The sequence below is a fragment of the Nitrobacter sp. genome (genome assembly GCF_051535235.1).
Taxonomy (GTDB): Bacteria; Pseudomonadota; Alphaproteobacteria; order Rhizobiales; family Xanthobacteraceae; genus Nitrobacter.
In genome coordinates, this window is the sequence record NZ_JBPPLZ010000008.1 from 47,770 (window position 1) to 63,157 (window position 15,388).

11 protein-coding genes are annotated in these 15,388 nt (G+C 63.1%); 10 read left to right on the plus strand and 1 reads right to left on the minus strand.

Annotated features, from left to right (window positions below; translation table 11 throughout):
- Positions 1 to 16 precede the first annotated feature (16 nt).
- The 7 genes from glyA (at position 17) to thiL (ending at position 5,933) form a co-directional block, all read left to right on the plus strand.
- Complete coding sequence (gene glyA / locus ACS3WA_RS12005) at positions 17 to 1,318, plus strand: serine hydroxymethyltransferase (protein WP_438278743.1); 1,302 nt, start codon at positions 17 to 19, stop codon at positions 1,316 to 1,318.
- A 136-nt stretch (positions 1,319 to 1,454) separates the two neighbouring features.
- On the plus strand, positions 1,455 to 1,937 hold the full coding sequence (nrdR, locus tag ACS3WA_RS12010; RefSeq protein WP_292614511.1) for a transcriptional regulator NrdR: 483 nt from the start codon (positions 1,455 to 1,457) through the stop codon (positions 1,935 to 1,937).
- Complete coding sequence (gene ribD, locus ACS3WA_RS12015; RefSeq protein WP_438278744.1) at positions 1,934 to 3,085, plus strand: bifunctional diaminohydroxyphosphoribosylaminopyrimidine deaminase/5-amino-6-(5-phosphoribosylamino)uracil reductase RibD; 1,152 nt, start codon at positions 1,934 to 1,936, stop codon at positions 3,083 to 3,085. The genes nrdR and ribD overlap by 4 nt, the downstream gene beginning before the upstream one ends.
- 89 nt (positions 3,086 to 3,174) lie before the next feature.
- Positions 3,175 to 3,783 carry a riboflavin synthase gene (locus ACS3WA_RS12020; RefSeq protein WP_438278824.1) on the plus strand — a complete coding sequence of 203 codons (609 nt, stop codon included), beginning with the start codon at positions 3,175 to 3,177 and terminating at the stop codon, positions 3,781 to 3,783.
- Positions 3,784 to 3,887: 104 nt separating this feature from the next.
- Entirely contained in the window at positions 3,888 to 4,379 is a 492-nt protein-coding gene (ribH, locus tag ACS3WA_RS12025; protein WP_438278745.1) for a 6,7-dimethyl-8-ribityllumazine synthase, read from the plus strand.
- Between the two features lie 7 nt (positions 4,380 to 4,386).
- The gene (nusB, locus tag ACS3WA_RS12030) at positions 4,387 to 4,872 is read left to right on the plus strand and encodes a transcription antitermination factor NusB (RefSeq protein ID WP_438278746.1); all 486 of its coding nucleotides are present in this window, start codon (positions 4,387 to 4,389) and stop codon (positions 4,870 to 4,872) included.
- 89 nt (positions 4,873 to 4,961) lie between these two features.
- Complete coding sequence (thiL, locus tag ACS3WA_RS12035) at positions 4,962 to 5,933, plus strand: thiamine-phosphate kinase (RefSeq protein ID WP_438278747.1); 972 nt, start codon at positions 4,962 to 4,964, stop codon at positions 5,931 to 5,933.
- A gap of 309 nt (positions 5,934 to 6,242) precedes the next feature.
- On the opposite strand, the gene ACS3WA_RS12040 is transcribed toward thiL, so the two are convergent.
- Positions 6,243 to 9,296 carry an Rne/Rng family ribonuclease gene (locus tag ACS3WA_RS12040; RefSeq protein ID WP_438278748.1) on the minus strand — a complete coding sequence of 1,018 codons (3,054 nt, stop codon included), beginning with the start codon at positions 9,294 to 9,296 and terminating at the stop codon, positions 6,243 to 6,245.
- Positions 9,297 to 9,989: 693 nt separating this feature from the next.
- On the opposite strand from ACS3WA_RS12040, the gene ACS3WA_RS12045 reads away from it, so the two are divergent.
- The 3 genes from ACS3WA_RS12045 to prfB all read left to right on the plus strand — a co-directional run bounded on the left by ACS3WA_RS12045 (position 9,990) and on the right by prfB (position 15,248).
- A complete protein-coding gene (locus ACS3WA_RS12045) occupies positions 9,990 to 11,276 on the plus strand; it encodes an N-acetylmuramoyl-L-alanine amidase (protein WP_438278825.1) in 1,287 nt (428 codons plus the stop codon).
- Positions 11,277 to 11,452: 176 nt separating this feature from the next.
- Positions 11,453 to 13,945, plus strand: coding sequence for a penicillin-binding protein 1A (locus ACS3WA_RS12050; protein ID WP_438278749.1), 2,493 nt, complete (start codon positions 11,453 to 11,455; stop codon positions 13,943 to 13,945).
- A gap of 171 nt (positions 13,946 to 14,116) precedes the next feature.
- Positions 14,117 to 15,248, plus strand: a protein-coding gene (gene prfB, locus ACS3WA_RS12055; protein ID WP_438278750.1) for a peptide chain release factor 2 whose coding sequence is annotated in 2 segments (ribosomal slippage) — positions 14,117 to 14,185 and positions 14,187 to 15,248 — 1,131 coding nt in all. Because the reading frame shifts where the segments join, the coding sequence is not laid out codon by codon here.
- Positions 15,249 to 15,388: the final 140 nt, after the last annotated feature.

Sequence of the window (15,388 nt, forward strand, 5' to 3'; positions counted from 1 at the left end):
CAAGGATATTCTGTAGATGGACTCGACCGCCAAAACCGCCTCCGCGCCTGATTCCTTCTTCGCGGCCACCCTGGCCGATGCCGATCCCGAAATCGCCGCCGCGATCAAGGGCGAGTTGGGTCGCCAGCGCCACGAAATCGAACTGATCGCGTCGGAAAATATCGTCAGCCGCGCGGTTCTGGAGGCGCAGGGCTCGGTATTGACCAACAAATACGCCGAGGGTTATCCGGGCGCGCGCTATTACGGCGGATGCGAGTGGGTCGACGTCGTGGAAACGCTGGCGATCGAGCGGGCCAAGAAGCTGTTCGGTGCCCAGTTCGCCAACGTCCAGCCGAACTCCGGCAGCCAGATGAACCAGGCGGTGTTCCTGGCGCTGCTTCAGCCTGGCGACACCTTCATGGGTCTTGATCTTGCGGCCGGGGGTCACCTGACTCACGGCGCGCCGGTCAATATGTCCGGCAAGTGGTTCAAGGCCGCTCACTACACCGTGCGGCGCGACGACCACCTGATCGACATGGACGAGGTGGCGCGCCGGGCCGAGGAGGTCAGGCCGAAGCTGATCATCGCCGGCGGCTCGGCCTATTCGCGGCCGTGGGACTTCAAGCGCTTCCGCGAGATTGCCGATAGCGTCGGGGCTTATCTGATGGTGGACATGGCGCACTTCGCCGGTCTCGTCGCCGGGGGCGTGCATGCCTCGCCGGTGCCGCACGCGCACGTGACCACGACTACCACCCACAAGTCGCTGCGCGGTCCGCGCGGCGGCCTGATCCTGTGCAATGACGAGGCGCTCGCCAAGAAGTTCAATTCGGCCATCTTCCCCGGCCTGCAGGGCGGACCGCTGATGCATGTCATCGCCGCCAAGGCCGTGGCATTCGGCGAGGCGCTGCGCCCGGACTTCAAGCTTTACGCGAAGAACGTCGTCGAAAATGCCAAGGCGCTGGCCGAAAGCCTGCGTGGCCATGGCTTCGATATCGTCTCCGGCGGCACCGACAACCACCTGATGCTGGTGGACCTGCGGCCCAAGGGGCTGAGAGGCAACGTCTCGGAAAAGGCGCTGGTCCGCGCAGGCCTCACCTGCAACAAGAACGGCATTCCTTTTGATCCCGAAAAGCCGTTCGTGACTTCCGGTCTTCGTCTCGGCACGCCGGCAACGACCACGCGCGGTTTCGGGGTTGCGGAATTCAAGCAGGTCGGCGGGCTGATCGCTGAAGTGCTCAATGCTATCGCTCAGGCCGACGACGGCAAGGCCCCGCTGGTCGAGGCGGCGGTGAAGGAGAAGGTCAAAGCGCTGACCGACCGTTTTCCGATTTATCAGTAATGATGAGATTTTGGCCATGTAATCCGGCCGTCATGCTCGGCTTTATGCCGGGCATCCACGACTTTGACGGCCGGCGGTTCAAAGACATGGATGGCCGGGATAAGCCCGGCCATGACGCAAACGAGGAGGCGCGTTGATGCGCTGCCCGAGTTGCAACAGTCTGGATACCCAAGTGAAGGACTCGCGGCCGACGGAAGATTCGGCCGTGATCCGGCGGCGGCGCGTCTGCATGGCCTGCAATTTCCGCTTCACCACCTTCGAGCGCGTGCAGTTGCGTGAACTCACGGTCATCAAGCGCAACGGACGACGAGTGCCGTTCGACCGCGACAAACTGGTGCGCTCGCTGCAGATATCCTTGCGTAAACGGCCCGTCGATGCCGAGCGCGTCGAGACCATGGTGTCGGCCATTGTCCGCGAATTGGAGAGCGGCGGCGAGGCGGAAATTTCGTCCGAGACCATCGGCGAAATCGTGATGGAGCATCTGCGGAGCCTTGATGACGTCGCCTATGTGCGCTTTGCCTCGGTCTACCGCAATTTCCGGGAGGCAAAGGATTTCGAGGCGGTGCTGGGTGAACTCTCCAGCGAGGACGACGCGCGGCAGGTGCCGCTGCGCAAATGATCTTCCGCATTCTGGAAGAGCAATACGGCGAAAAGCTCCGGACCGCCAAAGCCGCCGATTTGCATTTCATGCAACTGGCGCTGGCGCTGGGCCGCCGCAGCCTGGGCGCGAGCGCCCCCAATCCGGCCGTGGGCGCCGTCCTCGTGAAAGACGGGGTGATCGTCGGTCGCGGCTGGACCCAGCCGGGAGGCCGTCCGCATGCCGAGGTCGAGGCGCTGCGGCGCGCGGGAGAGGCGGCGCGCGGCGCGACGCTATATGTCACGCTCGAGCCCTGTTCGCATGTCGGAAAGACGCCGCCATGCGCCGATGCCGTGATCGCGGCGGGCGTCACGCGTATCGTATCCGCTATCGAGGATCCCACCCCCGAAGTCGCGGGGCAGGGCCACGCCCGGTTGCGGGCCGCCGGAATATCGGTCGAAGTCGGGCTTTGCGCGGTCGAGGCGGCGCACCATCATGCCGGCCATTTCCGGCGGGTTCGGGACAAGCGCCCGCACGTCATCCTTAAACTCGCCACGTCCAGCGACGGAAAGATCGCAGCCGCCGGAGGCACGCCGGTCGCCATTACGGGCGAGGCGGCGCGGGCGCGGGTGCATCTGCTGCGCGCGCAGTGCAGCGGCATCCTGGTCGGCATCGGCACCGTGCTGGCCGACGACCCTCTCCTGACCTGCCGGCTTCCGGGCATGGAAACGCGCTCGCCGCTGCGCGTGGTGCTGGATCACGCACTGCGCATCCCGCACGAGAGCCGGCTGGTCCGGTCCGCGCGAGAGACCCCGCTTTTGGTGATGGCCTCTGATCCTGTTGAGGTGTCCGCGGCCGCGAAACTCGGCGCAGCCGGCGTGCAGGTCGTGCGCGTTCCGGTCGCCGCCGGCGCGCCCGGGCTCGATCTGACCGCCGTTCTCCGCGCCCTGTCCGAGAGGGGCATAACGCGCCTGTTGGTCGAAGGCGGGGCGCGTGTTGCAGCTTCATTTGTCGCGGCCGGTCTGGTCGATGAAGCGTGGCTGCTGCGTGGTCCCGATCCGATCGGCGACGACGGCGTGCCGGCGCTCGGTCCCTTGCCGCTGGACACCATCACGCGATCGTCTCAATTCAAGGCTCGTGCGAGTGAGACGCTGGATCAGGACATGCTCACGATTTACGAGCGTGTTTAGTTGTGAGCCTTTCCGCTTTGCTCGAAAACGCTATAAATCCAGTTGGCTTGAGCGCGAAACGTCTTTCGGGGGCGCTGCAGAAGGTTCTGATGTTCACCGGCATAGTGACCGACATCGGCGAGATCGAAAGCCTGACGCCGACGGCGCAGAACCGGCTGCACCGGCTGCGCATCCTCTGCCGCTATGATCGCTCCACCATCGCAGACGGCGGGTCCATCGCTTGCAACGGCGTTTGCCTGACTGTTGTCGCCTCGGGCGTCGCTGGCGGGCGAAACTGGTTCGACGTCGATGTCGGGGCTGAGACGCTCGACGTGACGACGGCAAGGCGTTGGTCGGTCGGGACGCGGCTCAATCTCGAACGCGCGTTGAAAATCGGCGACGAACTCGGCGGCCACATCGTCGCGGGCCACGTCGACGGAATCGCAACCGTGGTTGCGCGCGACGATCTGCACGGCATGGTGCGTTTTGAGTTGCGCACAGTCCGGAATCTGGCGCGCTTCATCGCGGCCAAGGGTTCGGTGACGCTGGACGGCGTATCGCTGACGGTGAACGCCGTGCGGGACGAGACGTTTTCGGTGCTTATCATTCCGCGAACGCTCGACGTCACGACGCTCGGCGATTGGCGCGCAGGCCTTGAGGCCAATATCGAGGTCGACCTGATGGCTCGTTACGCGGCGCGGCTGAGCGAGATGAAGTAGGTCACATCGACGGAAGTATCGTGCGCGGGCTTGACTGGTCTATCCCACCTCTTAACAGGATGGGAATGCCGGGTTGGCCCGGCAGCGGCTAACCGGAGCAGGGTATGGCAGAGGCAAGGCGCGCAGCGCCTCAGGATCGGACCGACGTCTCAGGCGCGCGCGCCCTGATCGTCGAGGCGCGGTTCTACGACGACATACAGGATGCGCTGCTCGAAGGCGCGGTCGCGGAACTGAGATCTGCCGGCGTCGGTTATGAGGTCGTCACCGTTCCCGGCGCTCTGGAAATTCCGGCAGCGATTGCCATGGCGCTCGATGCGGCCGAGCGGAATGGCGAGCCTTACGACGCGGTGGTCGCGCTCGGCTGCGTAGTGCGGGGCGACACCATCCATTTCGAGATCGTCTCGACGGAATCCTGCCGCGGGCTGATGGATCTGTCGGTGCAGCGGCGCGTGCCGGTCGGCAACGGCATCATCACCGTCAACACCGAGGCGCAGGCATGGGCGAGGGCACGCACGAGCGAATTGAACAAGGGCGGCCATGCGGCGCAAGCGGCGCTGGCAATGCTGCGGATCAAGCGCCGATTGGCGAAAGCGTAACGACACGATGGCGGACATCAAGGCGGGTATCGACAGGAAGGCCAACCGGCGCGGAGCGGCGCGGCTCGCCGCGGTGCAGGCGCTGTACCAGATGGAGATCGGCGGCGCAGGAATCAACGACGTCTTCGCGGAGTTCGACAGCCACTGGCTTGGCAGCGAAGTCGAAGGCGACAAATATCTTCCCGCCGAGGCCGAATTCTTCCGTGACGTCGTGGCGGGCGTGGTCCGCGACCAGGGAAAGCTCGACCCGTTGATCGACGATGCGCTGTCGAAGGGCTGGCCGCTGAAGCGTATCGCGGCAATCCTGCGTGCGGTGCTGCGCGCCGGCTCGTACGAACTGGAACACCGCAAGGATGTTCCGGCGCGGGTGGTGGTGTCCGAATATGTCGATGTCGCGCACGCCTTCGTCGAGAAAGAGGAGGCCGGCATGGTCAACGCGGTGCTTGATCAGATCGCGCGCCGTTTCCGCGCCGACGAGTTTGGGCGAGGGTAGGGCAAGGCCGATGTCGTCATGCACGGCTTTATGCCGGGCATCCACGTGATGAGTTTGAACGCGGCAATCAGCCCGCAAGGATCAACCGCATGCCGTCCGGTGAAGACGATCTGATTGGGCGTTACTTCAAGCCGATTGCAACCGATCCGGGCGCTTTGGGGCTTGCCGACGATGCGGCCATCCTGAAAGTCGGCGGCGACGATCTCGTGATTACGACCGACGCCATCGTCGAAGGCGTGCATTTTTTGAGCGGCGATCCGCCGGAGACGGTCGCCAGGAAGGCCTTGCGTGTCAATCTTTCCGATCTTGCCGCCAAGGGAGCAACGCCTGCCGGCTTCGTCATGAGTCTGGCCTTGCGCAACGCCGATGAAGAGTGGCTCGCCTCGTTCGCGCGCGGGCTCTCCGACGATGCAACCGGATTTGGCTGCCCCTTGCTTGGCGGCGACACCGTGGCGACGCCGGGGCCGCTGACGATTTCCATCACCGCCTTTGGTCGCGTGCCGCCCGGTGAAATGATCCTGCGCAGCCGCGCGGAGCCGGGCGACCGCATCGTTGTTTCCGGCACCATCGGCGACGCCTCGCTGGGCCTCGCTATTCTCACGAAAAAAATAACTGTCGGCGATGTCGCGGTCCGCGAGATGTTGCTCGGCCGCTACCGGATGCCGCAACCGCGCATCGCTCTCGCGGAAAGCGTTCGGAAATTTGCGCGCGCCGCGATGGACGTGTCCGACGGCCTGGCCGGTGATCTTGCGAAACTGTGCGCGGCGTCGGGGGTTTCGGCCGTGATCGATGCCGGGTCCGTTCCGTTATCGGACGCCGCCCGCGGACTGATGGAACAAGGCCGGACTTGTCTCGAATCTGTGGTAAGCGGCGGCGACGATTACGAGATCCTGTGCACGATCGCCGAGAACAGCTTCGGGGATTTCGCGCGGTCGGCACGAAGCGTCGGCGTTGCGGTCACGTCGATCGGGACGATCGTTGCAGGCAACATGCTGCCGAAATGGCTTGATGCCGAAGACGACGAGATCGCGTTTCCGCGGCTCTCCTATAGCCATTTCTGACCCGGAGCTATTCCGGTTTTTGATGGAATCAAGACTCTGTTGGGTCTGGTTCACTGCGTTGAAGATTCGTCGCCTTTTTTGTTTGAGCATGATCTTTTCCGAAAACCGGTTTCCACGTTTCGGGATCATGCTCTAGCCTCGTGCGGCCCTGTGCAAAAAAAAACGCCCGGCATTGCCGGGCGTTTTGCATTCGCGAAAAGACCGCTTTAGAGCGTTTTCAAGCGAAGTGGCTACCGGTTCGCGTAAAGAAAACGCGTCAAATCAAAAACATAGAGCCCCGCTTCTGATTCCATCAGAAGCGGAAAGGCTCTAGCCGCCGTTGCCGAACCGGCGCGACCACCACCCCCCACGGCGTGGACGGTCTTCGTTCGATTCGTCCGGAGGCTGTTGCGGCTCAGGAGCCGTTTCTTCCGGCTGGCTTTGAGCCGCGGGCGCCACCGGCGGCGCCTCTTCCGAAGTGAAGCTCACCTTCTCGCGCACCGTCGAGCGCCTGCGAACCGTTTTTTCGGTTTCTGATATGGCCTGGTCCTTGGCGTCATCCGGAGGGCTCGCGATGTCGGGCTGCACCGCGGAGTTCTTCGGCTGAGCTTCGACGTCGGGCGAACCGGCCTGCGGTTCAGGTTCAGGGGCGATCGGCGCCGAGTCGAAGTCTGCGACGGCTTCGACGACTTCCGACGCTGAGGTCGGACCAAGTTCGTCGGAAATCGAGCCGGCGAGGCCCGTGCCGGTACTCCCGCGCCGACGCCTGCCGCCACGCCGTCCGCGACGACGCGGGCGCCGTTCCTCGTCCGGAGACTGATCGGCTTGCGCTTCGGCATCCTGCGCTTCGGCGTCATCTCCGTCATTTTCGACGTCGCCGGTCATGAAGCGCGCCGCGGCGAAATCAGCAGGAATCAGCACGTTGTCGGTATCGTCCTCAGGGGCGATCTGATCCTCGCGGATTTCTACGGATCGTTCGCGCCGGGACCGGCGGCGCTTTCGCTTGCGGCCGTCGCCTTCGGCTTCGCTAACCGCTTGTTCGTCGGTGCGGGCTTCGGTATCGCCGGTCTCGGTCTCGGCTTCAGTATCGAGAGGCTGCTCATCCTCGGTGGCTTCTTCGGGTTGCGGAGGGAATGCGGCAAGTTGCGCGGCCAGCAGCGCTTTCGCGGCTTCCAGCGTATGCACCTGCTCACCGCGATCGATGATGAACGATTGCTGACCGGCGATTCCAGGATCGGCGACCACGGAAAGACCGACCTTGAAGCTGTGTTCGAGGTCGCGGAGATGACCACGCTTCTGGTTGAGCACATACAACGCGACATTGGTGCGTGTCCGCACGATAAGATTGTGCGTCGCGCCTTTCATCAGGGTTTCCTCGAGGCTGCGCAGCAACTGCAAGGCCACCGATGGAACCGACCGCACGTGACCGGTGCCGCCGCAGTGCGGGCAGGGCTCGGTCGAGCTTTCCAGCATGCTGGCGCGAATGCGCTGGCGCGACATTTCCAGAAGCCCGAAGTGCGAGATGCGTCCGACCTGAATGCGCGCACGGTCGTGGCGCAGACAGTCGCTGAGCTTGCGCTCCACGGCGCGGTTGTTGCGCTTCTCGTCCATGTCGATGAAGTCGATGACGATCAGGCCGGCGAGATCGCGCAATCGCAACTGCCTGGCGACTTCCTCGGCAGCCTCGAGATTGGTCTTGAGCGCGGTATCCTTGATGTGATGCTCGCGGGTCGAACGGCCGGAATTGACGTCGATCGACACCAGCGCCTCGGTCTGGTTGATCACGATGTATCCTCCGGAGCGAAGCTGCACCGTCGGCGAGAACATCGCATCGAGCTGGCTTTCCACGCCCATGCGCGAGAATAACGGTTGATAATCGTGATACGGCTTTACCGCGCGAACGTTGGACGGCATCAGCATCTTCATGAAATCGCGCGCTTCCTGATAACCGGCTTCACCGGCTACCTGGATTTCGTCGATTTCCTTGCTGTAGAGATCGCGCAGCGAACGCTTGATCAGCGAGCCTTCTTCATACACGAGCGTCGGCGCCTGCGACCGCAGGGTCACGTCACGCACGGTTTCCCACATGCGGATCAGATATTCGAAGTCGCGCTTGATCTCCGGCTTGGTGCGCGAGGCGCCGGCGGTGCGCAGGATAACTCCCATGCCTTCGGGCACGTCGAGGTCCTGCACCACCTCCTTCAGCCGCGAACGATCCTGTGCCGAGGTGATCTTGCGGCTGATGCCACCGCCGCGCGCGGTGTTGGGCATCAGCACGGCGTAACGGCCGGCCAGCGATAGATAAGTCGTCAGCGCCGCGCCCTTGTTGCCGCGCTCTTCCTTGACAACCTGCACCAGCATCACCTGGCGGCGCTTGATGACTTCCTGAATTTTGTACTGACGCCGCGGCCGGTAGGTGCGCTCGGGCACTTCCTCCAGCGCATCGTCGCCGCCGACGGATTCGACCTGCTGGTCCTCCTCGGCCTCACCATCGTCCTCGTCCTCGTCAGCGGGGACGACGTCGTGATCGTGAGCTTCGTGATGATCGTGAGGTTCGTGTGCCTCCTCGGCAGCGAGAACGGCCGGTTCCGCATGATCGTCTTGAGCGTCATGGGCCTGCGGCTCGAAATCGGCCGCATGTGCATTCGATGCCACCGGGGCTTCGTCGGCTTCACGATGCGCCTCGTCGCGAGGCTCGCGGACGGCGTCATCCGGGTCCGGCGCGAAAGCGAAGTCTTGCGAGCCCTGCGGATGACCCGCATCGATTTCGTGATGATCGGAACCATAGGGATCGCCGTGCCCGACATCATCCTGATCTTGCGCCTGCTCATGGTGTTCGTGATTCGCGTCATCCTCGTGTGGATGATCGTGATCCTGCACCTCGTGTTGCTGCCCGACATGTTCGTCCGGCGTCGATTCGTCGTGGGGATGCCCGAACTGCGACGCATCTGCCGCCGCGTCCTCATGGTCCGCATCCTCGACGATGGCGCTCTGCACGCGTTCGCCGTGGTCGCGCCGGCGCGAACTGCGATTCCGTGAGCGGCGGCGGCTGGAGCGATCTTCCGACTCTTCTTCCGCCTCGCGATGCGCGCGCTCGTCGGCTTCGATCAGCGCCTGACGGTCGGCGACCGGAATCTGATAATAGTCAGGATGGATTTCGCTGAACGCAAGGAAGCCGTGTCGGTTTCCGCCGTATTCGATGAACGCGGCCTGCAGCGAAGGTTCCACGCGGGTGACCTTGGCCAGATAGATGTTGCCGCGCAGTTGTTTGCGCTGGGCGGATTCGAAATCAAATTCCTCGACGCGATTGCCGCGAACCACGACCACCCGGGTCTCTTCCGGGTGGGTGGCGTCGATCAACATCTTGTTGGGTTTGTTGGACATGTTGGAGCTCTTGGCGGCGGAGGGCGCATGGCACGGCGCGCGCGTTTCGCGCGGCCGGGTGACGCAACGGTCCACCTGATTCGGGGGTGAGGGGAAGGCCGCGATGTGATCCTGGGCGCCTTGCCGATCCTGTTCCCGGCGCGGTGCGGCGCGCGAAGCTCTCGCCTCGCGTCGGCGCGGTCTTTGCGGGGATTTTGGTCGGCTCTTCAGTCTGGCGCATCAGGCGTCGGCCCGTCTGAACAGGTTGGCGGCAAAAGCACCGCCGTATATCTCGCTGCCGGACCGACGCGGCGCCAAAGTGCCTGTCGGCTGTCGTACCTCGTGGCCGCAGGGCCGGGACAATCGGTCATTACCTTCTGAAACCGTCCCCGGCGCAAAAAAACCTGGTACCGGACGCCCCTCGAGCTCGAAACCGCCACTCCAACTCGGCCGCGCGACGCGCTGGCTGCGTGGAGGGGGCAGAAAACGCGGGCACCTCGAGCAATTTGAGATCCTGCGCCGCACCGGGAGGCTGTACGCGATACAACCGGGAGTTTAACCGTCAGCACTTCATACATACGTGGATTACTTGAGGCTTGCAAGGGACAGCGTCTCCCGCGGGCAGGACCGCCAGTATTTGTTGTGGGCGGATTTAAGGTCCGATTAACCCTACGGTTCTATTGCGGTAAAATGCAGCTCGGAGGCATGGGTTCGTTGGCGAGCCGCGCAAATCTGGGAATCATCTGGCTCTGCGCCACTGCGCTGTTTCTTTCCGGCGCGGCTTCACTCGCCGCCGGAAACGACCGTGATCGCCCCGAGGTTGCGGGGGATTTTCCGGTCGCCTCGGAGGTCCGGCTCGCGGGCGATGCGAAACAGACCCGCTTCATTCTGGATCTGGACAAAAAGATCGATATCCATCCCTTTTTGCTGGCCAATCCTTACCGGGTCGTCATTGACATCCCACAGGTGAGCTTCCGCCTGGCCCCCGATGCCGGCGCTGACGGACGCGGTCTGATCAAGGCGTTTCGCTACGGGCTGGTGATGCCCGGCGGATCGCGGATCGTCTTCGATCTCGCGGGTCCCGCGAAAATCGAAAAGGCCTATGTGCTCGATGCAGCAAACGGTCAGCCGCCCCGCCTGGTGGTCGAACTGGAGGCTGTCGACCGGGCTGAGTTCAATCGCCTGCTGGCGGCGTCAAACAGTTCCGAAGGGTTGAGAGGTGCGGTTTCCCCCGAAGCGGCCGTCGAGGCGACCGGCTCGACCACGGCCGCGACGCCTTCGGACACGCGTCCCGTGGTCGTGATCGATCCGGGCCATGGCGGAATCGACAACGGAACCGAGGCTTCGACGGGAGAGACGGAAAAGGATCTAGTGCTGGCCTTTGCCGTGGCTTTGCGTGATCGCATCGAGCAGGACGGCAAATATCACGTTATTATGACCCGGACCGACGACACCTTCATCCCGCTGGCCGAGCGTGTGCGTGTCGCCCGAACCAATGGCGCCGCGCTGTTCGTGTCGATCCATGCGGACGCGCTGCCGCGCCGCGAGGGCGATGCCCGGGGCGCGACGATCTACACACTGTCGGACAAGGCATCAGACGTCGAAGCGGAGCGGCTGGCGGAAGCCGAAAACAAGGCCGACGCGATCGGAGGCGTCAACCTGACCGAGGAGCCGACCGACGTCGCCGATATCCTGATCGACCTCGCGCAGCGGGAAACGCGCACGTTTTCAAACCGCTTCGCCCGGCTGTTGATGAGCGAGATGCAAACGACCATGCGGATGCACAAGCACCCGCTGAAGTCGGCCGGGTTCAGGGTCCTCAAGGCGCCCGATGTGCCGTCGGTATTGATCGAACTGGGGTTCGTCTCCAACAAGGCTGACCTCCGTCAAATGGTATCTGATGACTGGCGCTCCAAAACGGTTCGTTCGGTTGCGAACGCGGTTGAGGCGTTCCTTGCGAAAAGAGTGGTTTCGGCTGGGCCTGGCCCATTGAAGCCCTAGTTTGGCCACAGCGGCCGCTCTATAGAAAAGTTGTCGCAAGTTCGCAGAATCGGCCACAACCGGAGTTCCTCTCCGGCGGATGCTTCGACGAACGAACGCATCAACCGACGAAAAATAAGGCTCGCGGACTCGCCGCCATATTGCCCGGCGGCCGGCAACGAAACGGACATTCGATAATGCGCTTGCTGCTGCGATTCGTCGGTTTCCTGTTTGCGGCGGGAACGATCCTGTTTCTGGTCGGCGTCGCGGCAGCGGCAGGGCTGATCTGGCATTTTTCCAAGGACCTGCCGGACTATTCCCAGCTTCAGAACTACGAGCCGCCGGTGATGACGCGCGTCCATGCGTCGGACGGTTCGCTGCTCGGTGAATACGCCAAGGAACGCAGGCTTTACCTGCCGATACAGGCGGTGCCGAAGCTGGTCATCAACGCTTTCCTGGCCGCGGAAGACAAGAATTTCTACGAGCACGGCGGCATCGATTATTCCGGCATGCTGCGCGCAGCGCTGCTGTACGCCCAGAATTACGGCTCCAACAAGCGTCCGCAGGGCGCTTCCACGATCACGCAGCAGGTTGCCAAGAACTTCCTGCTGACCAATGAAGTTTCCTTCACCCGAAAGATCAAGGAAGCCTTGCTCGCGATGCGGATCGAGCGGGCCTATTCCAAGGACAAGATCCTCGAACTGTACCTGAACGAGATATACCTCGGCCTCGGCGCTTACGGCATCGCGGCCGCATCGCTCGTGTATTTCGATAAATCGGTCAATGAATTGACCGTCGCCGAGGCAGCCTATCTCGCGGCCCTGCCCAAGGCGCCCTCGACCTTGCATCCGGTGAAGAATCACGAACGCGCGGTCGAGCGCCGCAACTACGTCATCGACCGGCTGCTGGAGAACGGCTGGATCAAGCAGGCCGACGCCGAGCAGGCCCGCAAGGATCCACTGATCGTCACCAGCCGCGCCAACGGAGCGCATACTTTTGCCGGCGAATATTTCGCCGAGGAAGTCCGGCGCGACCTTTTCGAGCGCTACGGCGAAAAGAAACTCTACGAAGGGGGGCTGTCGGTCCGCACCACGCTCGACCCGAAATTGCAGGCGGTTGCGCGCAAGACCGTGGCCAATGGCCTCGTCAACTATGACGAAGCCCAGGGCTGGCGCGGCGCAATCAGCAAGCTCGACATTTCCGATGACTGGGGCGTGAAACTCGCCGATGTCAAATCGCTGTCCGACATCGCGCCCTGGCGAATGGCGGTCGTCCTGGAGTCCGACGACAAGTCTGCACGGATCGGATTTCAGCCTGGCCGCGAGTTGGGCGGCGCCGTGAGCAAAGAGCGGCAAACGGGCTTGATCACGCTCGATGGGGTGAAGTGGGCCAAAGCCCTTTCGGGGCCGGCGCGCGGCCATACGGCAACGAAAGTGTCACAGGTGCTTTCGCCCGGCGACGTGATCTATGCCGATCCGTTGATCGGCAAGGACGGCAAGATCGTCGAGGGTGAATACCGGTTGCGGCAATTGCCTCTCGTGTCTGGCGCGATGGTCGCCATGGACCCAAGGACCGGCCGTGTGCTGGCAATGGTCGGTGGATTCTCGTTCGATCAGAGCCAGTTCAATCGCGCGACGCAGGCCTACCGGCAGCCGGGCTCCTCATTCAAGCCGATCGTCTATTCCTCGGCGCTCGACAACGGCTATACGCCGTCGACCGTCATCGTTGACGCGCCGATCGAGATCGATCAGGGGCAGGGCTCCGGCGTGTGGCGACCGGAAAACTATTCGAAGGAAAAATACTACGGCCCGCAAACGCTTCGGAATGCGCTGCGGCTCTCGCTCAACACCGTGACGGTCAGGCTGGCGCAGGACATCGGCATGCCCTTGATCGGCGAATATGCCAAGCGCTTCGGAGTTTATGACGAATTGCCGAACTATCTGTCCTACGCGCTTGGGGCCGGCGAAACTACGGTGTTGCGGATGGTGACCGCGTATTCGATGTTCGACAATGGCGGCCGGCGCGTGAAGCCGACCCTGATCGACCGCATTCAGGATCGCTATGGCCACACCATCTACAAGCACGACACGCGCGAGTGCCGCGGGTGCGATGCCCCGGAGGGCTGGAAGAACCAGCCCGAGCCCCAGTTGATCGACCACCGCGAGCGGGTGCTGGATTCGATGACGGCCTATCAGATCACCTCCATGATGGAGGGCGTGGTGCAGGCCGGCACCGCCACGGTCATGCGCGATGTCGGCAAGCCGATCGCCGGCAAGACCGGCACCACTAACGATCAGAAGGACGCCTGGTTCATCGGATTCTCGCCCGATCTCGTCGTAGGCGTCTATATGGGCTACGACAAGCCGCGCAACCTCGGCCGCACCGCGACCGGCGGACATCTGGCGGCGCCGATCGCGCGCGATTTCATGAAGATCGCGCTTGCCGACAAGCCAGCCACCCCGTTTTCTCCGCCTCCCGGCATCAAGCTGGTTCGCGTCGATGCCAAGACCGGCATGCGCGCCGGTCCCGGCGATACCGGCAGGACCATCCTCGAAGCCTTCAAGCCCGGCACAGCGCCGCCCGACAATTATTCCGTGATCGGTGTGGCGGATCCTGACGGACGTCAGCCGCAGCCGCTTCCCGACGCCGACCGCAGCCTGTTCCGGCCCGGAACGGGCGGGCTGTACTAACAAGTCTGTTCCGATCATTTACGGACGCCGCGCCAGTGCCCAGCGCCGCTTTGCGCCGGCGCGCGGCTGTTCGGTTTGGATCACGCTGTATCGCGATTGCGCTTTGCAGCCGTCGCGGCTACATCACCTGCGACCGTCGAACGAGGTCATGAGACGCGGACCAGAGAAGCCATGCGCGCTGAAATCGAAAGACTTGTCGAAGAGATCAAGCAGTCGGTCGGGCTGCTGAGGAGGCATCTTTGACGTCGAAACGTCAACCGCGCGCCTTGCTGAACTGAACAAGCTCGCCGAGGATCCCGATCTCTGGAACGATCCCCAAAAGGCGCAGAAGCTGATGCAGGAGCGGACCTCGCTGGAGGATTCGCTGACCGGTATCGGCAAGGTCGAGGGCGAACTCGAGGATCAGATCGGGATGATCGAACTCGGCGAGGCCGAGAACGATCAGGCCGTCGTCGAGGAAGCCGAAGCCGCCCTGAAGTCTCTCAAAAAGGAAGTCGCGCGCCGCGAACTCGAGGCGCTGCTCTCGGGCGAGGCGGATCGCTTCAACACCTACCTTGAGGTTCATGCCGGCGCCGGAGGCACCGAAAGCCAGGACTGGGCCGCGATGCTGCTGCGCATGTATACGCGCTGGGCCGAGAATCGCGGTTTCAAGGTCGAATATCTGGAAGAAACGCCCGGTGAAGAGGCCGGCATCAAGTCGGCAACGATCCAGGTCAGCGGTCACAACGCCTATGGCTGGCTCAAAACCGAGGCAGGCGTGCACCGTCTTGTCAGAATCTCGCCGTTTGATTCCAACGCACGTCGCCACACGTCGTTTTCGAGCGTGGCGATCTTCCCGGTGGTGGACGACAGCATCAAGATCGACATCAAGGAATCCGACGTCCGCACCGATACCATGCGCTCCGGCGGTGCTGGCGGCCAGCACGTCAACAAGACTGAATCGGCGGTGCGGCTGACGCACATTCCGAGCGGTGTCGCGGTCGTTTGTCAGGCCGGGCGTTCGCAGCACAAGAACCGGGCGCAAGCCTGGGACATGCTGCGAGCGAGACTCTATGAAATCGAACTCAAGAAGCGGGAAGAGCAGGCGGCCGCGGATCAGGCGGCCAAGACCGATATCGGCTGGGGCCATCAGATCAGGTCCTACGTCCTGCAGCCCTATCAGATGGTGAAAGACCTCCGAACCGGGGTGCAGACGTCAGATACGTCTGGTGTGCTCGACGGCGACCTCGATGAATTCATGGCGGCGACGCTGGCGCAGAAGGCCTTCGGCATCTCGCCGGGTGCGGTCGAAGACGTGGATTAGCCGATGCCGGAATCGATCTCGTGCGGTTGGCGGCTCGCAAGGGCAGGGGCGCGGCATAATCAGCAGCGTCGCGCTCACCACCGCCATTGTCATCTGCGCTTAAGCCATGAGATGAACTTCCGGGGCGCGACATTCTCAAA